Here is an 18,733-nt window from a genome sequence, read left to right on the forward strand (position 1 = left end):
TGCGTTATTTCATTGTGGGAATGACGAACTCAGCGCCATCCTTGATGCCCGACGGCCAGCGCGACGTCACGGTCTTGACCTTGGTGTAGAACTGGATCGACGCCGGGCCGTGCTGGTTGAGATCACCGAAGCCCGAGCGCTTCCAGCCGCCGAAGGTGTGGTAGGCGACCGGCACCGGGATCGGCACGTTGACACCGACCATGCCGACCTGCACGCGTGAGGTGAAGTCGCGGGCGGTGTCGCCGTCGCGGGTGAAGATCGCGACGCCGTTGCCGTACTCGTGCTCCGACGGCAGCCGCAGCGCTTCTTCGTAGTCGTGGGCGCGCACCATGCAGAGCACGGGCCCGAAGATCTCGTCGGTGTAGACCGACATCTCCGGGGTGACATGGTCGAACAGCGTCGGGCCGATGAAGAAACCACCCTCCAGGTTCGCGTCCCCGAAGGCCAGGTCGTCGCTGGTGCGTTCACGCCCGTCGACCACGATGTCAGCGCCCGCGGCCACGCCCTGGCCGATGTAGTTGCGCACCCGCTTGAGCGCGGCCTCCGTGACCAGCGGACCGTAGTCGGCCTTGGGGTCGAGGCTGTGGCCCACCCGCAGGTTGTTGATGCGCTCAACCAGCCTGCCGCGCAACCGTTCTGCGGTCGACTCGCCGACCGGCACCGCGACGCTGACCGCCATGCAGCGTTCGCCGGCACTTCCGTATCCCGCACCGATCAGTGCGTCGACGGCCTGGTCGAGGTCTGCGTCGGGCATTACGATCATGTGGTTCTTGGCGCCGCCGAAACATTGGGAGCGCTTCCCGTGCGCGGCAGCGGTCGCGTAGATGTACTGCGCGATATCCGAGCTGCCGACGAACCCGACCGCCTGGATGTCGGGATGAGTCAAGATGGCGTCGACGGCTTCCTTGTCGCCGTGCAGCACCTGGAACACTCCGGGCGGCAGGCCCGCTTCGATGAACAGTTCGGCCAGCCGGACCGGGACCGAGGGGTCACGCTCGGATGGCTTGAGAATGAATGCATTTCCGCATGCCAGCGCTGGCCCGGCTTTCCACAGCGGGATCATGGCCGGGAAGTTGAACGGGGTGATGCCGGCGACCACACCCAGCGGCTGGCGGATCGAGTAGACGTCGATGCCCGGGCCGGCGCCTTCGGTGTATTCACCCTTGAGCAGATGCGGGATGCCGATGCAGAACTCGATGACCTCGATGCCGCGCTGGATGTCACCACGAGAGTCGGCCAGGGTCTTGCCGTGCTCGAGCGAGAGCATCTCGGCCAGTTCGTCGGTGTGCTGGTTGACCAGCTCGATGAACCGCATCATGATCCGCGCCCGGCGCTGCGGGTTCCACGCCGCCCAGCCCTTCTGCGCCTCGACAGCCGATGCCACTGCGGCATCGACATCTGCTTTGCCGCCCATCGGCAGCGTCGCCTGCACCTGGCCGGTGTTGGGATTGAACACATCGGCCGTGCGCTGCGACTGCCCGGCCGTGCGGTGGCCGTCGATGAAATGCGGAATCTGTGCAGTCATGGATGCCCTCGGGTAAGGAGAAGTGCTTTTACTAGGATATCCTAGTAAGCGCCTCGGTCGGCTGGCAAGTCGAGTCGGCTGTAACCAGGCCCGCTATGGACTGGTGACGACCAGTCGTGAGAAGGCAGGCGATAGGTGACGGCACCATGCGACCCGGTCAACCCGCGACCTCTGCGCGTGGTCCGCGACGGCGGCTACCCCGACTGGGAGGCGGTGTATCAGGACAACGCGACCTGGGTGTATCGGACGATCTTCGCTCGCGTCGGCAACCGGGCCGACGCCGAGGACCTCACCGCGGAGGTATTTCTGGCGGCGCTGCGGCCGCTGCGGTTGTCCGCCAGTGTGGGTGAGGTGCGCGCCTACCTGCGGGCCACTGCGCGGACCGTGCTGGCCGCCCACTGGCGCGAGACGCTGGGACGTGAAATCACCTCGATCGAGGACATCGAACAGCCACCCGACAGCGAAGAAGCGATCAGCACCGCCCCCCAGCGCGTTGCCAAGGTTCTCCAGACGTTGCCCGACCAATACCGCCGGATCCTGGAATTGCGGTTCTTGCAGGGCCGCTCGGTCAAGGAATCGGCGGCCGAACTCGGGATCAGCGTCAGCAACGCCAAAGTGCTCCAACATCGCGCACTGCGGCTGGCGGCACACGTGAGCGAGAAGGACGGATCATGAACGCGGGGAGGTTGCGCCGCTACGTCGACGACCTGCTGAGGGGACGCCGCCCAAAGCCCTTCCAGCCGGACGACTTCGAGGCGGCACAGATCCGCACGGCGATCGACTTGACTGCGGCTCGAATGGGCGGTGATGCGCCGCGGCAGGAGTTTCTCACCGATCTGCACCGGCGCCTGAAGGCGCAACTCGAGGAAACGCCGCAGGCCGTACCGCAGGGGAAGTCCGGAGCTACTCGCCGACAGGTCGTACTCGGGACGTCGGCAGCGGCGGCGGTTTCCGCGGCGGCCGGCGTCTCGATCGATCGATTCGCCATTGGCCGGCGCCCCGCTGACACGTACGGCGGCTCAGACCAGGCGCTCACACCCAACAACGGGCGTTGGATGCGGGTGGCCGCCAGCTCTGAGGTCGCCGACGGGGAAATGCACCCGTTCGACCTCGGCAGCGTGATCGGATTCGTCCGCCGGGTCGACGGTAAACCGGAAGCGGTGTCGGGAGTGTGCACTCATCAGGGCTGCCGACTGTGGTTCGACGCCCCGGATGACCAGTTGCGCTGCCCATGTCATTCCACGTCGTTTGCACCCACCGGCCGGGTGGTCAGCCATCAATTGCCGATCGCTCCGAAACCGCTGCCAGCCTTGATGGTTCGCGAAATCAACGGCGCAATCGAGGTTTTCGCCCCACTGCGGCCCGGTGAGCCCGCCTAAGCCGTGTAACCCCCCTCCGTATCTGTGGGCGAAGAATCCCGCAGCCCGTGGCTGTTCTCGCGACCATGGAGGTGGATTGTCGTGTCTTCACGAGCCCACATCGTGCTCCTAGCCGGTGTGTTGCTGCTGGCCGGATGCTCGGCCTCGCAACGCGAGTCTCATCCGTCAGTGACGTTCGGGTCGGGCACCAGTGCCACGCCCGGGATGCCAGGCATGAGCGCCATGCCGTCGATGCCGGGCGCACCGTCGGGCACGGCGTCGCCAAGCGGGCCGCCGGCGCCGGCGAACGGCGACGCGGTCAGCATCGACAACTTTGCCTTCGTGCCCGCGAAGCTGGCGGTCGCCGCCGGCAGCACCGTCACCTGGATCAATCACGACGAGGAGCCACATACCGTGGCGGCAAGCGACGGCTCGTTTCACTCACCCGGTATGGATGCGCAAGCCAGCTACTCCCACACGTTTTCCGTCCCTGGCACCTTCGACTACGTCTGCTCGATCCACCCCTTTATGCGCGGGACCGTGGTGGTGACGCCATGACAGGCGATCCGCAGCCGATGAGCCGCCGTCAACTCATCCGTCACACCGCATGGTTCGGCGCGGCGGTCGGCCTAGCCGTTGTCGGCGGCGAGGTCATCTCTCATGTCGCGGGCTCGGCGGGAGCACAGCGCACGCAGGCCCGGCCCACGGTGCGATTCGCGCAAGTCAGCGACAGCCACATCGGATTCTCCGGTACGGCCAATCCGAATGTCGCCGACTCGTTCAGCCGTGCCATCGACCGCCTCAACAACCTCGGCTACACACCGGATTTCGTCGTCCACACCGGCGACCTCACCCACCTGTCCACCCCCGAGCAGTTCGACCGGGTCAAGCAGATGATGACCGGGCTGAGCACACCGCACGTGTTCACAGTGCCCGGCGAACACGACTCGGTCGACGACGCCGGCCAGAAATACCGAAGCACATTTGGCGCCGGAACCCGCGGCGACGGGTGGTACAGCTTCGACATTGCCGGCGTGCACGTAATCGCCTTGGTCAACACGTTGAACCTGAAGAAACTTGGTCACCTCGGCGTCGAGCAATTGGAGTTCGTCAAACAGGATGTCGCGGGGTTGTCGAGCGACACCCCGGTCATTGTGTTCAGCCACATCCCGCTGTTTGCGATGTACCCGGCCTGGGGTTGGGCCACCGACGACGCCGCGCAGGCGCTCAGCTATCTGCGGCGGTTCTCTTCGGTCACCTGTCTCAACGGGCATGTGCACCAGGTCTTCTCCAAGACCGAAGGCAACGTCGCCTTCTACAGCGGCACCACCACCGCCTATCCGCTACCGCATCCCGGCGACGGACCTGACCCCAAACCGGTCACCCTGCCGGCGGGCAAGCTGCGCGACGCATTAGGCATCCGTGAGGTCAGCTACACCACCGGGCAGCATGCTCTGGCGCTGAAAGGACAGCGCCTGCAATGACTTTGGCGGGCGTTACCCTTCGAAGCTGCCTTGCGGCGTCGCTGGCCGTCGGCGGCTTCGTCCACGCGTTGCTTTACGAGCATGGCTATCGCCACATCCCCGCCATCGGTACCGCGTTCCTGATCCAAGCGAGCGTATCTTTCGCGGTGGCGCTGCTGATCCTGGCGGGTGGCCCGGCATGGTTGCGTGGGGCCGCGGCCGCTGTAGCCGGCGGCGCTCTGGTGGCGTTCATCTTGTCGCGAACCACCGGCATTTTCGGCTTCTCCGAACGCGGCTGGCAGCCGTCACCGCATGCGGCGATCAGCGTGGCGGCCGAGCTGCTGACCGTCGCCGTGGTGGCGGCGTATCTGGTGCGAACCCGACGCGCCACACACGAGTAGCGCGGCGGTGAACTTCTCGTAGACCTCGAGCGTGTTAGCACCAGGAGGTCGAGATGCCGATACCGCATGCAATTTCAACTCGCGCGCTTCGGGTACTCGTCATCGGTGCGGGTGTCGGCGGTATTTCCGTCGCCCGGGGATTACTGCGCGATGGGCATGACGTCACCGTCTTCGAGCAGCGGCCGGAGGTGATGGCCGGCGGCGGGGCGGTGACCATCTGGCCCAATGGTGCGACGGTGTTGCGGCAACTGGATGTTGACATGGACGGGGCCGGGCAGCTGCTGTCCACTGTGCGGGTCGTAACAGCTAGCGGCCGCCCGGTCGCGACCCTCGACCTGACCGCGATCGTGGACCGGCTCGGCGCACCCGTTCGGATGGTCCCCCGGCGGGTCTTGCTCTATCGGCTGCTGGATGGATTTCCGGCCGAACGCATCCGGTGCAACTCCCGGGCGGTCGGGGTGGTCAACAGCGACGACGGAGTGCGGGTCGAATTCGACGACGGCAGCTGGGCCGAAGGAGACGTATTGATCGGTGCGGATGGCCTGCACTCGATGGTTCGAGACATCGTCGGCGGCCGGCCGGCGCAGCCGACGGGCTGGTGCAGCTGGCAGGGTCTGGTCAACCTTGCAGAGGTCCCCGACAAGCACGTCGCGTTGATGATGATCGGCGAGCATGGAAATCTCGGCTTGTGGCCGGCGGGCGGCTTCGCCCTGCAATGGTGGTTCGACTTGCCGTGGTCGGCCGACTTTGTCAGACCGCACCGTCCCATCGACATGATCCGGGCGAATTTCACGGGATGGTCCCACTTCGCCGATCGTGTACTGGCGACATTGACCGACGATGATCTGGCCCGTTCGCCGTTCCCACATTTCCGGCATCCGATTCCCCGCCCGGGCCGCGGTGCGGTCACGTTGCTCGGCGATGCGGCACACACGATGCCGCCTACCCTTGCGCAGGGAGCCAATCAGGCGCTGCTCGACACGATGGTGCTGTGTAAGGCGCTCTGGGATTGCCGGCGGGAAATGAACTGCAGCAACGCTGATCTCGCGAGGGCGCTGCGCTGGTACGAGAACACGCGGCGACGCAAGGTCCAGGCCGTGTCCTGGGTGACCACGCTGCAGGTGTCCCGCAGTGAGTCCGTGCTGCGACCGGCCGGCATGATGTCCGACCGGTTCATGACCTGGGTGCTGGCGACGTTTCTGCATTCGATAAGTCATCGGCGAATGTCTGCGGAGATCAGCCGAGAGCTCGCCGCGGCGACCACTCCCGTCGCATGAACAGGACCACGGATTACCTGGATGACCCCGTACGTGTACGAGGTGAGATCGAAGCGCCCTCGCGCTGGCTCTGGCTTGTCAAGTGGTGCGTGCTGGCCGCCCCGCACTATCCCATATTGATCTTTCTCTACTTGGTGTATCCGCTGCTGACTGTCGTTGCGGGCGTTACGATCTTGTTCACCGGCCGGTATCCGCGCCCGATTTTCGACTTCAACGTCGGGGTGCTGCGGTGGTCGTGGCGAGTGATGAATTACCGATTTCCGATGAACACCACCGACAAGTACCCGCCTTTTACGCTCGCGTCTCGGCCCGACTACCCAGGCGATCTCGAGGTCGACTACCCGCAGCACCTCAGTCGGTGGGGGGTGCTGGTGAAGTGGTGGCTGTTGGGACTCCCTCAGATACTCGTGTGCTGGGCGATGGAGCCCTTGCTGCAGCTGGTTTGCGTCATCGCCCCGGTGTGGTTGTTGTTCACCGGCACGGTGCCGCAGGGCATGTTCGACTTCCTCATGGGCATGGTGCGATGGAGATACCGGGTGGCCGTGTATGTCTCGTTGATGCGCGACGAATACCCGCCGTTCCGAATGGATCTCGGATCACGTGCCTCACTCGACGCTGACAGCTTCGATGATGTTCAGCCGCGCGGCGCGTCGGGCGGGCGACACCGATCCGAGCAGGCTGAGCGCCAGCCCGCCGATAGCGAAGACCAGGGCCATCGGGCTCGGCCGAAAACCGACGTTGAAGTTCATGACGTCGCCGCTGACGAGGCTGTAGAGCCACTGGTCGGTCAGGCCGAAGACAAGTCCTAAGACACCGCCGATCACCCCGATGCTCGCGGCTTCGGCCAGGACCATCTGCAACGTGAACCGCCGACTGGACCCCATTGCCCGCAGCACACCAATTTCGCGGCGCCTTTCGAGTACCGAGAGCGTCAGGGTGTTCAGAAGCGCGACCGCGGCGACGAATACGACGATGATCCAGACGGCGTTGGCGATGAACATGCTCTGATGCAGCGGCGCCTCGAGGCCTGCCAGGGCTACCCGGCCGTCGTACACGTAGTTGGGCGTGGGCACTATGCGGCGGACGTCGGCCAGGAGGCGGCTGTGATCCACACCGGCGGTCGCGGAGATTTGCAATGTTGTGGCTGACGGGCGGTCGAACCAGGCCCGCAAACGATCGAGGCCGATCCCCACCGCGCCGATCACCGTCGAGAAGTACGGCACCAAGGCCAGCACCGCCGTCTGCCGCGGGCCGTGTGGTGTTTGCAGCGCAAGCTGGTCGCCGGCGCGGACGTGAAGAGTCTTGCCCAGATTCTGCGTCAGCACTACGCCTCGGCCAGCCAGCACCTCGTTGCGTACCCGTTCGTCGAGCGCGCGATAGAGCGGATCGTGGGTCCGGGCGGAAAACCCGTCGAGCAGCACGCGGGTGCCACCGACCTCGGCGAAGCCGAGCGCACCCTCCACAACATGTGCTGCACCCGGCAGTGCGGCCACCTTTGCGGTAAGGCCTTGCGGCAGAGCATCGGTGGGATAGCTGTCGGGAGGATCTGCGCTTACCCACACATCCACATCCGCGACCGGCGAGAAGATGCCACGGGCCGACCGGATCATGTCGGCGTTGGTACCGGTGATCACGACAGTGGTAACGACCGCGATGAGCACGGTCATCACTGTGGCCCAGACTCGCCGTGGGGAGCGTTCTATCGTCGCTGCCGCGAGTGCGCCGACCGATCCGAACAGTCGGGCCGTTGCGGCGGTGACGTCGACCATCGATGCGGCAAGCGCGAATCCAAACGCGATCTCGGCACAGAACAAGGCAAATATGGCGGCGAACGCGAAGGTGCCGTGCCTGCTGAAGGCGAGTATCACTGACGCCGCGAACACTGCGACGGCCCCGACCCCACTTATGCTCCGCAGCCACCGGGGCACGCGGTCGGCCGCTGAAACACCGACAGGCGCCAATGCCTCGATCGGTGAAACCTTGTACACCTGCCGCGCAGCCATCGTCGACGCGGCCACGCTGGTGAGCACGGTCGCCGCTAGCGCGGCCGGTATCGCGTAGCTGGGCAACCAGTACTCGACGCGGGCTTCCAGCCCTTGGGTCATCGTCGGAGGTAATCGGCCAATTGCACTGCGGCCCAGGAGTACTCCGAGGCCGGATCCGATAACTCCGCCGATCATTCCCAGAATCGCGGCTTCGAAGAGCATGTCTCGCACGATGGTGGCGCGCTGGCCGCCGATCGCGCGCAGCATCGAGATGACCGGCCGGCGCTGCGTGATCGCCATGGTCATCGTGGTGTAGATCAAAAACGCGCCCACCACCAAAGCAATCGCAGCGCCCATCAGGGACATGTAGTTCATCAGCTTGACACCGTCGCCGGCCCGAGTCGCCCTCATACTCGGGTCGGCGACGATTGCTCGACCGTTCACGGCGGCGGTGACCGCGGAACGAACAGTGGCAAGGTCAGTGCCCGGCTTGGTAGTGATCAGTATCGAGTCGAGCTGACCACGGCGGTGGGTAATGTTCTGTGCCAACCCAAGTGGGGCAAGGACATAGTGCCCGCCGTTGAGATCGGCAAGTTGCTTGCTCGTCAGCACCTCAGTGACTTTGACCGGACCCGAGCCCAATTGGAACGTCTCGCCTTTCGCATAGCCGACACCCGGCCCCACCTGCACACCGTTCGGCTCTCCGGATGGCGCGGTTAGCTGCCCTCCGACGACATCTTTCAACGCGCCGCGCAAGGCGGCGCTCTTCTCGTCTGCACCGAACAGCAGAACCGGCCCCGACGGCGTGGACGCAGACGTCCGTATCATTGGTGCCGCGGTCCCGACGCCGGGAACAGCGGCTACATCGGCGGTTATCGTGTCCGGAAATCCCGCATCGGTAACGCCCGACACCTCGAGCGCGGCGATGCCGGCAATCCCGTCCGCCAGCCGGCTGACCGATCCGGTAATCGACCCGAAGATGCCCAACACTGCGACCAAGTACATTGCAGACACCGCCATTACGGCGATCGAAGCGATGGTGCGCCGACGATGTACGGCGAGCTCGCGAAGACTGAACAGCCGTAGCCGGCTCGCCGCGGCCGCTATCACCGAGCCCGGGCTCATCACCGTGAGGACCCATTTCGTCGCCGCCGGCCGTGATCGACCCAGAATCGGGCGAATCCATTGCGGCCCACCGTCACGTCGGAACCGAGCCTTCCGTCCTGCAGTGTGAGCATCCGATCCGTCGCCGCCGCAGCATCCGAGTTGTGCGTCACCATCACGACTAGCCGACCGCTGCCGTCTTCGTGCGCCACCTCGGCAAGCAGCGCGAGGATCGAAGCGCCCGTTGCGGAATCGAGGTTGCCAGTTGGCTCGTCGGCGAGGATCAGCGGTGGGTTCATCATCAATGCTCGCGCAACCGCGACCCGCTGCATCTGGCCGCCGGACAGTTCCGCGGGTCGGTGCTGGCTCCGGTTACCGAGTCCGACCCGGTCCAGCAGCCGAATCGCGTCCCGTTTGACCTTGCCCAGTCGGACACCATCCAGCAGCTTCGGGACGGCTACGTTCTCCCATGCTGAGAGAGTCGGCAACAGGTTGAAGAACTGGAACACGAACCCCACGCGACGATGGCGAAACTCCGATTGCTGTTTGTCGCTGAGGCGGCCGATCTCCTCGCCGTCGAAGATGATCGACCCGGAATCAGGGGAGTCAAGGGCGCCGAGCAGATGCAGCAAGGTGCTCTTGCCTGCCCCCGACGGCCCGACGACCGACACGAACTGCCCGCCCCGCAGTTGCAGGCTGATTTTGTCGAGTGCGCGCACCGATTGACCGCCGACCCGATACTCGCGCACCACATTGCGCAGTTCGATGCTCAGTTCGCACTCGGGCGTATCCGGGGTGGTGCGTCGTCGGATGAACGTCCTGCGGCGGGACCGCGCCAGCTGGTCCACCATGGCCACGCCTCCTCAGCGATCGACTGCCAGGGGCCGCGCGAGCAACGCGCCGCAAGGCGGTCGTATTGGATACACGAACCCGACCCCCGATCAGTTCGACGATTCTCCGACCGCGGTGAACCGAAGCCGCTTGTGGCTCGTGCTACTGACAGCGTCGCGGACATGCCGCAGGCATCGTCGCGACCTAGGTGAGCAGATGCCCCGGAAGCGCAGGATGGTCGCAGCGATATTGCCCGGGCCGATACCCGGTGACGTCACGGACGTCGCCGGGTTCAACCATTGCCACCAGATCCCAATCACGAAGGAGACCGGACCGATGTCGCTCCCAGCTCTTGAAGATATTGCCGACCATGCCGGCACCAGCGAACCCATCGACGGGGTGACTCGCATCGAGACCAGCCCCAGGCAAAAGGCCACTCCGATCATCATGGAGATGATGCGGTCGGTGTACCCGCACGACCAGGTGTTCGGCGAGTACTGCACGGTCAACGACTACATCGACTGCCCGCCGGACGAGCTGTTCGAATATATGGCCGACACCCGCAGCCTGGAAGAGTGGACGTACAGCCTGCGCGATTTCACGCCAACCGACGAACCGGGGCTGTGGCTCGCCTACGACCGACTGGGGTCGGAGACCACGATCTACACGCGCACGGTAGCCAACGAGCAGGCCCGCACGGTCGACTATCACTGCGCGTGGGATCAGGGCAAGCATCTGTGGATGATTTACATGATGCGGGTGATCGATGCGCAGGTGGTGTTCGACAAGCCGGGTTCGGTGGTGCTGTGGACCAATTGCCATCACCCGTTTTACGACCACAACCCCTATCCGGAAACCGCTCCGCCACAACGGCCGGTGTGGGTCGGCGACTTTTGGGACATGTTCGGCGCTGGCCATCGGCTGGAGCTCAATAACCTCAAGGCCATTGCCGAATACCGTCACCGAAATGGCCTGCCGGTCAAACCGGCATGGATGCGATGAGTCCTGCGTCGAAAGTGCCGCCCGCCAAAGTGGCTCGTGGTGTCGAGCGGATCCGCCACTGTCTGTATCGGCTCAATCAACGCCTGACCCCCGCGCCGGCAGCAATGATGGAGATGATCATTGCCGGCTGGACGTCGCAGGCGATCACCGTGGCGGCCGAACTCGGTGTCGCCGATGCCTTTGCTGGCGGCCCGCTGACTATCGACGAGTTGGCGGCCAAGGTGGGCGCGGACGCGGACGCGCTGCACCGCCTGCTGCGAGCGTTGATCAGCCGCGGCGTGTTCCGTCATCGCGGTGACGGTCGCTACGAGCTGAATTGGCTTGGCGAGACGCTGCGTTCTGATGCGCGGGTGTCGATGGCGTGCGCGGCGCGCTTCTACGGGTCGCGGGAGCAGCGCGAACGCTGGACGCGGCTGGAGGATGCAATCCGAACCGGAGCTTCCGTCGTTCCGGCGTTGCGCGATAAAGCCAGCTTCGACTACTTCGCCGAACGGCCCGAGCTCGCAGACCTTTTCAACCAGACGATGACGAGTATTTCGGAGCTGACAACGGAGGCAGTGGTTGCGGGCTACGACTTCAGCGCTTTTCGTGCGATCGTCGACGTCGGCGGCGGCCAGGGCCAATTTTTAGCCGCCATCTTGGCGGCGGCACCGAGTTCACGCGGCGTCCTGTACGACCTGCCATGGGTGGTCGGCAGCGCCCCGAAGACATTGCAGGATGTCTGCGACCGCGTATCTATAGCGGAGGGATCGTTTTTCGACTGTGTTCCCGACGGTGGAGACGCATACATCCTCAAGAACATCGTCCACGACTGGCCCGACGAGAAGGCGGTGCAGATCCTGCGCAATGTGCGCTCGGTAGCCCATCCCGGCACCACGGTGTTACTGGTCGAATTAGTCATTCCCGAGCACGATCGTGACTTTCCCGGGAAGTGGTCGGATTTGGAGATGCTGCTAAATCTGGGCTCGCGCGAGCGCACTGCAGCGGAATATCGGATGTTGTTGATCCAGGCGGGGTTTCGGATGACGCGGGTGGTACAGACTGCATCACCGCTCAGCGTGGTGGAGGCGTGGGCCGAGTAAAGGTCAGTGCCAGCAGCGCCAGGGGAAGTAGCGCAGCGACGACGAGCGCAGTCGTTTCGCCGACCGCTGCACCAGTGCCGTAGTGCTGGTGGTGTGTGACGTGGAATATCAGGTGCGGGATGGCGAACACGACATAGGCGGCCAGCATGGTACGAACCAGCAGTCGATCCATGGTGATCGCGGCGACCAGTGACACCACTGCCAACGCGAGGTTCATCGACCCGAAGTCGCGCATGAGGTGTTCGGCATACGGCGGCGCGAGATCTACCCACGGAACATGGTCGTAGAAGGACCGTGGCGTCACTGTGGCCAGGATGCCCACGGCGAACTGTACGAGAGTGAGCGCCCAAAGACCGGCGCGTAGCGGGAGATTGGTGAGTGGTTGCTCAGTCTTGACGGTCATGGTGTCTCCTTCCGTCCATGGTCTACCCACTGCAGCGGCTGCTCTGTCCACAGTTGGCTCTTTGTTCACAACCGCGCGACTCCGGGGCCGCGAGCCGCTCAATGTCACCCCCTTCTACTACCATCGCAAGTATGTTCGAGTCGATGGTGTTGTCGGCGACGGCGGAGTCGGTGGCGTTGATGGATGAGGTGTGTGCGGCGGCGCGCAGTGAGGCCCAGGCCACTGGCCGTCGGTTGAATGCGGTGGCGGACCTGATTGCGTTGCGGGATCGCCAGTATGGCGAGCAGCCCGAGTGGGCGGCGGATTTGTGGGATGAGATCGCCCGCGAGTTGGCCGCGGCGCTGCGGGTGGGGCCCAAGACGGCCTCGGGCTATATGACCGATGCGCTGATCCTGCGCGAACGCCTGCCCAAAGTCGGGGAATGCCTGGTGGCCGGGGACATCAACTACCCGATGTTTAACACCATCGCCAACCGCACCACGCTGATCACCGACCCCACAGCCCTCGCCGCGGTCGACGCGCAGATTGCTGCCCGGGCACCGCGCTGGCCGTAGTTGAGCCGCTCCAGCCTGGCGATGCGGGTCGATGCCATTGTGGCCCGCCACGATCCGGACGCGGTGCGGCGCACCAAAAAAGAAATCAAGGACCGCTACCTGGATGTGTCGGAACTGCAGTCCGGGATCGCCGAGGTGTACGGCAATGTGTTCGCCAGCACCGGGCGGGCGCTGGATCGGCGTTTGGATGAGCTAGCGGCCACGGTGTGTGCGGCTGATCCGCGCACCCGCGCGCAGCGGCGCGCCGATGCGCTCGATGCGCTGGTGGCCGGTGCGGATCGGCTGGCCTGCACCTGCGGTGAACCCGACTGCAGCCAAAGCCGGGGTGCTCGCCGGCCGCACACCACGGTCATTCACGTCATCGCCCAGCACGACACCGTCGCCGGTACCGGGGCCACGCCGGGGTATATGGCCGGTGCGGACGGGCTGATCCCCGCCGAGGTGATCGCCGAGTTGGCCAAATCGGCGCGGTTGTGCCCGGTAGTCCATCCGCTGGATGCCCCACCAGAACCGGGGTATGTGGCCTCGGCCAAGCTGGCAGAGTTTGTGCGCTGCCGCGATCTGACCTGTCGTGCTCCGGGCTGTAGTCAACCGGCGGTGTACTGCGACATCGACCACACCATCCCCTATGCCGATGGTGGCGCCACGCATCCCTCGAATTTGAAGGCGCTATGCCGAAAGCATCACTTGCTCAAGACTTTTTGGGGCTGGCGTGATAAGCAGCTGGCTGACGGCACGCTGATCTGGACGCTCCCGGATGGGCGCACCTACGTCACCAGCCCGGGCAGCGCCATCCTGTTTCCCGCGCTGAGCGTGCCCAACGGCGAGCTGCCCGAACCGGCGCCACCGGTCAACGACCGCTGCGGTGAACGCACAGCGATGATGCCCACCAGGCGGCGCACCCGCGCCCAACAACGATCACAACGAATCACCACCGAACGCAACCAAAACCGCGCCGACCGCCTCGCCCGAGCAGCCCCATTCGGCGACCCAAACGAGCCACCGCCCTTCTAAGTGGCCCGCAAGCCGGCGATAAACGCTTGAGTCTCATCCCAAGTGGGCAACAGGCCGGCTGCGCCGACTTCGTCGAGTGTCGGCGCGGCGGCGTCGCGATCCGACAACAGCAGGTCGCCGTCGGGCATCGGCCAGTCGATCGCCAGCGCGGGATCGGTGGCGCAGATGGTGTGCTCGCGCTGCGGGTTGAATTCGGCCGAGCACAAATACATGACCGTCGAGTTGTCGTGCAGCGCAAGAAAACCGTGCGCGAGGCCTTCGGATATGTACACCGATCTGCGGTCTCGATCGTCGAGCAGAACTGAGGCCCACCTCCCGAAAGTCGGTGAGCCGACGCGAATGTCGACGACGACGTCGAACACCGAGCCGTGCAGGCATGTCACGTACTTCGCCTGGCTCGGCGGGACCTGGGCGAAATGCAGGCCCCGCAGCACACCGGCCGACGACACCGAGCAGTTGGCCTGCCGCACGTCGAGACGGTGACCGGCGAACGCAGTGAACTCATGATCGGTGAGCCACTCGAAAAACATCCCACGCGAATCGCCGTGCAACTGCGGAGTGATCTCCCACGCGCCGGGGATGTCAAGTTCACGTACCTTCATTGACCGCGTTCTTTGTATCGGGCCTCGACGGCGTCTTTGAGTGGACCCCACCATGATTCGTTCGCGCGATACCAGTCGATGGTGGCACGTAAGCCTTCCTCGAAGTCGGTATGCTTTGGGGCCCAACATAACTCATCGTAGAGCGGCGAGGGGTCGATGGCATACCGTAGGTCGTGGCCGGCGCGGTCGACAACATGGTCGAAGTCGTCGGGATCGCGGCCCATCATCTGCAGCAGCATTCGCAGCACCGACAAGTTGTCTCGCTCGCCCTCGGCACCGATCAGATATGTGCGGCCGATCTGGCCCCGTTCCAGAATTCGGCGGACGGCGTCGTTGTGATCGTCGACGTGAATCCAGTCGCGCACGTTGGCGCCGGTGCCGTAGAGCTTGGGCCGCCGCCCGGTGAGCACATTGGTGATCTGGCGGGGGATGAACTTCTCGACGTGCTGGTATGGCCCATAGTTGTTGGAACAGTTCGAAATCGTTGCCTGCACCCCATACGAACGCACCCAGGCCCGCACCAGCATGTCCCCCGCAGCCTTGGTGGCGGAGTACGGACTCGACGGGTTGTACGGCGTGGATTCGGTGAACCGTCGCGCATCATCGAGCGCTAGGTCGCCGTAGACCTCGTCGGTGGAGACGTGGTGCAGTCGCACGCCGTGGCGCCGCACCGCCTCCAGGATAGTGAAAGTTCCCACGACATTGGTGTGCAAGAACGGCTCCGGCTGGGCCAGCGCGTTGTCGACGTGGGTCTCGGCGGCGAAGTGCACGACGGCGTCGGACTCGGCTACCAGCCGAGAGACCAACTCGGAGTCGGTGATGTCACCCTGCACGAGCCGGATCTCGTCTTCGACCGGGGCCAGCGACTCGCGGCTGCCCGCATAGGTCAGCGCGTCGAGCACGGTCACCGTATCCTCGGGATGCTCGCGCACCGTGCTGTGCACGAAGTTCGCGCCGATGAAACCCGCGCCCCCGGTGACCAGCAACCGCATGGTCAAACCCTAACCAGGCGGTCAGCCCTTCGCCGTCAACCCCAGCGGTCCGGCCAATTCAGCGAGCGCCTCGACCAACTTGTCGCCCCGCGTGAGCACCTGGACGGGCACATGGTCGGCGCCGGCCTCGAGGTGTTGCTTGAGCCGAGCGGCGATGGCATCGGTGGTGCCGTGGGCGACCACGGCGTCGACCAGGCGGTCACTGCCAGGGCGGGTGATCTCGTCCTCACTGAAGCCCAGGCGCTTCCAGTTGTTGCGGTAATTGGCGAGGTTGAAGTAGATGTCGAGCGCCTTGCGCCCGACCTCCCGCGCCTTATCCGCATCGGTGGTCAGCACCACCTTGTGCTCGGGCGCCAGGAACGCCGACGGGCCGATCAGCTCGCGCGCTTGTGCCGTGTGCTCCGGAGTCGTCAAGTAGGGGTGTGCTCCCGCGCTGCGCTCCGCGGACAGCTTCAGCACTCGCGGGCCCAGCGCCGCCAGCACCCGGCGGTTGGCCGGCACGCCGTGCTGGTCGAGCCGGTCCAGATACTGCGTCAGCGCGTCGTAGGGCTTGCGGTATTCGGTATGCGCCTCGCGATGGCCGACGCCGATGCCCAGGAGGAAGCGCCCCGGGTAGGCGTTGTCGATGCGATGGAACGACTCGGCGATCGCGTCGGCGGGCGCTGTCCAGATGTTGACGATGCCGGTGGCCACCTGCAGCGTCGTCGTCTTTTCGAGGATGGGTTCCACCCACTCCAGCTCCGCCGGCGGCGAGCCGCCCACCCACACGGCCCCGTAGCCGAGTGACTCGATTTCCTTGGCTTGCTCGGGCGTGACACCGCGGCCGAACGATCCGAACCGGCCGAGGTTGGGCTTACTGTCAGCAGAAGTGGTCATGGTTGCTCCAACCCGGCAGCCCACGAGCGGTATTCCGCGCTGGTCGCAGGCGGTAGAGCCGCCGAGACGGTCATTTTGGTCCAGCGCGCCGATGCGAGTATCCTGGGACGCTGGTGCGGGCATCCGTGCCGGCTCTTGCGTGTCCAGCGCTGGAATTTCGCGGAACTTCCTGATCCCTGCTCACGTTTTGCAGTCGGTGCCCGTGCTCGCATCCAAACGGGCGTACTGATCTAGGAGGATCGCCGGAAGCTTATGGCGAAGAAAGACGGTGCCATCGAGGTCGAGGGCCGAGTGGTCGAGCCGTTGCCCAATGCGATGTTCCGCATTGAGCTGGAAAACGGCCACAAGGTGCTCGCCCACATCAGCGGCAAGATGCGGCAGCACTACATCCGCATCCTGCCCGAGGACCGGGTGGTGGTGGAGCTCTCGCCCTACGACCTGTCCCGGGGCCGCATCGTGTACCGGTACAAGTAACCAGCGCCCGAAACACCACGTCAACGACGAAAACGACAGGACAGGATCGACACAGCCGTGAAGGTGAACCCGAGCGTCAAGCCGATATGCGACAAGTGCAGGGTGATCCGTCGGCACGGGCGGGTCATGGTGATCTGCTCCGATCCGCGCCACAAGCAGCGCCAGGGCTGAGCGGCGATCGCAAGCGCCCCTAGCCAGCGCTATAGACAACTGAATGCAGACCTCCCAGTACCTGTGAGCGGATGGGCCGCTCATCTCGCCCGGACGGAGGCCGGGCCCCGCCGATAGGCGGGACGGACTGGGACCAGACCTCCGCAAAGAAAGAGGATTGCCACACATGGCCCGAGTTGTCGGCGTCGATCTGCCGCGCGATAAGCGCATGGAGGTCGCCCTGACCTATATCTACGGCATCGGCCGTACCCGTTCCAACGAGATCCTGTCCGCGACCGGCATCGACCGGGACCTGCGCACCAAGGACCTCACCGACGACCAGGTCACCAAGCTGCGTGACTACATCGAAGCCAACCTGAAGGTCGAGGGTGATCTGCGCCGCGAGGTGCAGGCCGACATTCGCCGCAAGATCGAGATCGGCTGCTACCAGGGCCTGCGCCACCGTCGTGGCCTGCCCGTGCGCGGCCAGCGGACCAAGACCAACGCGCGCACCCGCAAGGGGCCCAAGCGCACCATCGCCGGCAAGAAGAAGGCCAGGTAAGCCATGCCACCCAAGAAGACCACCGCTGGGCCCAAGAAGGGGCAAAAGACCCGTCGGCGGGAAAAGAAGAACGTCCCGCACGGGGCGGCCCACATCAAAAGCACGTTCAACAACACGATCGTGACGATCACCGATCCGCAGGGCAACGTCATCGCATGGGCGTCGTCGGGCCACGTCGGCTTCAAGGGATCGCGTAAGTCGACACCGTTCGCTGCCCAGCTGGCTGCCGAGAACGCCGCGCGCAAGGCCCAGGAGCACGGGGTGCGCAAGGTCGACGTGTTCGTCAAAGGTCCGGGCTCGGGCCGCGAGACCGCGATCCGGTCGCTGCAAGCCGCGGGTCTGGAGGTCGGTGCGATCGCCGACGTCACTCCCCAGCCGCACAACGGTTGCCGTCCGCCCAAGCGGCGTCGCGTCTAGGAGATACAAGAACCGATGGCTCGTTACACCGGACCCGTTACCCGCAAATCGCGTCGGTTGCGCACCGACCTCGTCGGCGGCAGCCAGGCGTTCGAGAAGCGTCCCTATCCGCCCGGCCAGCACGGTCGCGCGCGGATCAAGGAAAGCGAATATCTGCTGCAGCTGCAGGAGAAGCAGAAGGCGCGCTTCACCTACGGCGTGATGGAAAAGCAGTTCCGTCGCTATTACGAAGAGGCGGTGCGGCGTCCCGGCAAGACCGGTGAGGAGCTGCTGCAGATCCTGGAAAGCCGGCTCGACAACGTGGTCTACCGCGCCGGGCTGGCGCGGACCCGCCGGCACGCCCGCCAACTGGTCAGCCACGGCCATTTCCTGGTCAACGGCGTCAAGGTCAACATCCCCAGCTACCGCGTCTCGCAGTACGACATTATCGACGTGCGGGACAAGTCGCTGAACACCGTGCCGTTTCAAATCGCACGCGAGACCGCCGGTGATCGGCCGATCCCGAGCTGGCTGCAGGTGGTGGGGGAGCGGCAACGCATCTTGATCCACCAGCTGCCCGAGCGGGCGCAGATTGACGTTCCGCTTTCCGAGCAGCTCATCGTCGAGTACTACTCGAAGTAATACTTCCGTACCACCCGGTGCGGACTTAACGGCATCAAAT

20 protein-coding genes and 2 pseudogenes are annotated in these 18,733 nt (G+C 64.9%); 15 read left to right on the forward strand and 7 right to left on the reverse strand.

Going from position 1 to position 18,733, the window contains the following annotated elements:
* Positions 1-4: 4 nt before the first annotated feature.
* Positions 5-1,525 carry a CoA-acylating methylmalonate-semialdehyde dehydrogenase gene (locus tag G6N15_RS12905; RefSeq protein WP_083088245.1) on the reverse strand — a complete coding sequence of 507 codons (1,521 nt, stop codon included), beginning with the start codon at positions 1,523-1,525 and terminating at the stop codon, positions 5-7.
* Positions 1,526-1,660: 135 nt separating this feature from the next.
* Between G6N15_RS12905 and G6N15_RS12910 the strand changes: the two genes are divergently transcribed.
* From G6N15_RS12910 to G6N15_RS12940, 7 genes and pseudogenes are all read left to right on the forward strand, one after another.
* Positions 1,661-2,200 carry an RNA polymerase sigma factor gene (locus G6N15_RS12910; protein ID WP_083088244.1) on the forward strand — a complete coding sequence of 180 codons (540 nt, stop codon included), beginning with the start codon at positions 1,661-1,663 and terminating at the stop codon, positions 2,198-2,200.
* Complete coding sequence (locus G6N15_RS12915) at positions 2,197-2,904, forward strand: QcrA and Rieske domain-containing protein (RefSeq protein WP_083088243.1); 708 nt, start codon at positions 2,197-2,199, stop codon at positions 2,902-2,904. The genes G6N15_RS12910 and G6N15_RS12915 overlap by 4 nt, the downstream gene beginning before the upstream one ends.
* Positions 2,905-2,985: 81 nt before the next feature.
* A complete protein-coding gene (locus G6N15_RS12920; RefSeq protein WP_232070221.1) occupies positions 2,986-3,441 on the forward strand; it encodes a cupredoxin domain-containing protein in 456 nt (151 codons plus the stop codon).
* The gene (locus G6N15_RS12925) at positions 3,438-4,367 is read left to right on the forward strand and encodes a metallophosphoesterase family protein (protein WP_083088242.1); all 930 of its coding nucleotides are present in this window, start codon (positions 3,438-3,440) and stop codon (positions 4,365-4,367) included. The genes G6N15_RS12920 and G6N15_RS12925 overlap by 4 nt, the downstream gene beginning before the upstream one ends.
* Positions 4,364-4,747, forward strand: coding sequence for a hypothetical protein (locus G6N15_RS12930; RefSeq protein WP_232070222.1), 384 nt, complete (start codon positions 4,364-4,366; stop codon positions 4,745-4,747). Before G6N15_RS12925 ends, G6N15_RS12930 begins: the two co-directional genes overlap by 4 nt.
* 53 nt (positions 4,748-4,800) lie before the next feature.
* On the forward strand, positions 4,801-6,024 hold the full coding sequence (locus tag G6N15_RS12935) for an FAD-dependent oxidoreductase (protein WP_083088241.1): 1,224 nt from the start codon (positions 4,801-4,803) through the stop codon (positions 6,022-6,024).
* Positions 6,021-6,626: pseudogene (locus G6N15_RS12940) on the forward strand (DUF4389 domain-containing protein); the annotation flags it as partial. The gene G6N15_RS12935 and the pseudogene G6N15_RS12940, both read left to right, overlap by 4 nt.
* 3 nt (positions 6,627-6,629) lie before the next feature.
* Here the strand turns inward: G6N15_RS12940 and G6N15_RS12945 are convergent.
* Both G6N15_RS12945 and G6N15_RS12950 read right to left on the reverse strand, forming a co-directional pair.
* Positions 6,630-9,134: an FtsX-like permease family protein gene (locus G6N15_RS12945; RefSeq protein WP_083088275.1), complete on the reverse strand. Its 2,505-nt coding sequence runs from the start codon at positions 9,132-9,134 to the stop codon at positions 6,630-6,632.
* Positions 9,134-9,886, reverse strand: a complete 753-nt coding sequence (locus G6N15_RS12950) for an ABC transporter ATP-binding protein (protein WP_083088274.1) — start codon at positions 9,884-9,886, stop codon at positions 9,134-9,136. Before G6N15_RS12950 ends, G6N15_RS12945 begins: the two co-directional genes overlap by 1 nt.
* A 394-nt stretch (positions 9,887-10,280) precedes the next feature.
* Here G6N15_RS12950 and G6N15_RS12955 point away from each other — a divergent pair, with 394 nt between their 5' ends.
* Together G6N15_RS12955 and G6N15_RS12960 are read left to right on the forward strand one after the other, a co-directional pair.
* Positions 10,281-10,946, forward strand: coding sequence for an SRPBCC family protein (locus G6N15_RS12955; RefSeq protein ID WP_083088273.1), 666 nt, complete (start codon positions 10,281-10,283; stop codon positions 10,944-10,946).
* The gene (locus G6N15_RS12960; RefSeq protein WP_083088272.1) at positions 10,943-12,028 is read left to right on the forward strand and encodes a methyltransferase; all 1,086 of its coding nucleotides are present in this window, start codon (positions 10,943-10,945) and stop codon (positions 12,026-12,028) included. Before G6N15_RS12955 ends, G6N15_RS12960 begins: the two co-directional genes overlap by 4 nt.
* Here the strand turns inward: G6N15_RS12960 and G6N15_RS12965 are convergent.
* A complete protein-coding gene (locus tag G6N15_RS12965) occupies positions 12,000-12,431 on the reverse strand; it encodes a hypothetical protein (protein WP_083088240.1) in 432 nt (143 codons plus the stop codon). The genes G6N15_RS12960 and G6N15_RS12965 overlap by 29 nt on opposite strands.
* Before the next feature lie 131 nt (positions 12,432-12,562).
* Here G6N15_RS12965 and G6N15_RS23820 point away from each other — a divergent pair.
* Positions 12,563-13,999, forward strand: a pseudogene (locus G6N15_RS23820) (HNH endonuclease signature motif containing protein).
* Here the strand turns inward: G6N15_RS23820 and rfbC are convergent.
* From rfbC to G6N15_RS12985, 3 genes are read right to left on the reverse strand one after another with little or no spacing between them, the layout of a single operon-like run.
* The gene (gene rfbC, locus G6N15_RS12975) at positions 13,996-14,601 is read right to left on the reverse strand and encodes a dTDP-4-dehydrorhamnose 3,5-epimerase (RefSeq protein WP_083088239.1); all 606 of its coding nucleotides are present in this window, start codon (positions 14,599-14,601) and stop codon (positions 13,996-13,998) included. The pseudogene G6N15_RS23820 and the gene rfbC overlap by 4 nt on opposite strands.
* Complete coding sequence (gene rfbB / locus G6N15_RS12980; protein ID WP_083088238.1) at positions 14,598-15,593, reverse strand: dTDP-glucose 4,6-dehydratase; 996 nt, start codon at positions 15,591-15,593, stop codon at positions 14,598-14,600. The genes rfbC and rfbB overlap by 4 nt, the downstream gene beginning before the upstream one ends.
* A gap of 21 nt (positions 15,594-15,614) precedes the next feature.
* Positions 15,615-16,469, reverse strand: coding sequence for an LLM class F420-dependent oxidoreductase (locus G6N15_RS12985; protein ID WP_083088237.1), 855 nt, complete (start codon positions 16,467-16,469; stop codon positions 15,615-15,617).
* A gap of 252 nt (positions 16,470-16,721) precedes the next feature.
* Here G6N15_RS12985 and infA point away from each other — a divergent pair, with 252 nt between their 5' ends.
* From infA to rpsD, 5 genes are all read left to right on the forward strand, one after another.
* A complete protein-coding gene (infA, locus tag G6N15_RS12990) occupies positions 16,722-16,943 on the forward strand; it encodes a translation initiation factor IF-1 (protein WP_003418601.1) in 222 nt (73 codons plus the stop codon).
* Between the two features lie 57 nt (positions 16,944-17,000).
* Positions 17,001-17,114, forward strand: a complete 114-nt coding sequence (gene rpmJ / locus G6N15_RS12995) for a 50S ribosomal protein L36 (protein ID WP_003879483.1) — start codon at positions 17,001-17,003, stop codon at positions 17,112-17,114.
* A 166-nt stretch (positions 17,115-17,280) separates the two neighbouring features.
* Positions 17,281-17,655 (forward strand): 30S ribosomal protein S13, encoded by a 375-nt coding sequence (rpsM, locus tag G6N15_RS13000; RefSeq protein WP_083088236.1) that lies wholly within the window; start codon positions 17,281-17,283, stop codon positions 17,653-17,655.
* Between the two features lie 3 nt (positions 17,656-17,658).
* Entirely contained in the window at positions 17,659-18,072 is a 414-nt protein-coding gene (gene rpsK / locus G6N15_RS13005; protein ID WP_083088235.1) for a 30S ribosomal protein S11, read from the forward strand.
* A gap of 15 nt (positions 18,073-18,087) precedes the next feature.
* Positions 18,088-18,693: a 30S ribosomal protein S4 gene (rpsD, locus tag G6N15_RS13010; RefSeq protein ID WP_083088234.1), complete on the forward strand. Its 606-nt coding sequence runs from the start codon at positions 18,088-18,090 to the stop codon at positions 18,691-18,693.
* Positions 18,694-18,733: the final 40 nt, after the last annotated feature.

It is taken from the genome of Mycobacterium noviomagense, from assembly GCF_010731635.1.
Lineage (GTDB): Bacteria > Actinomycetota > Actinomycetes > Mycobacteriales > Mycobacteriaceae > Mycobacterium > Mycobacterium noviomagense.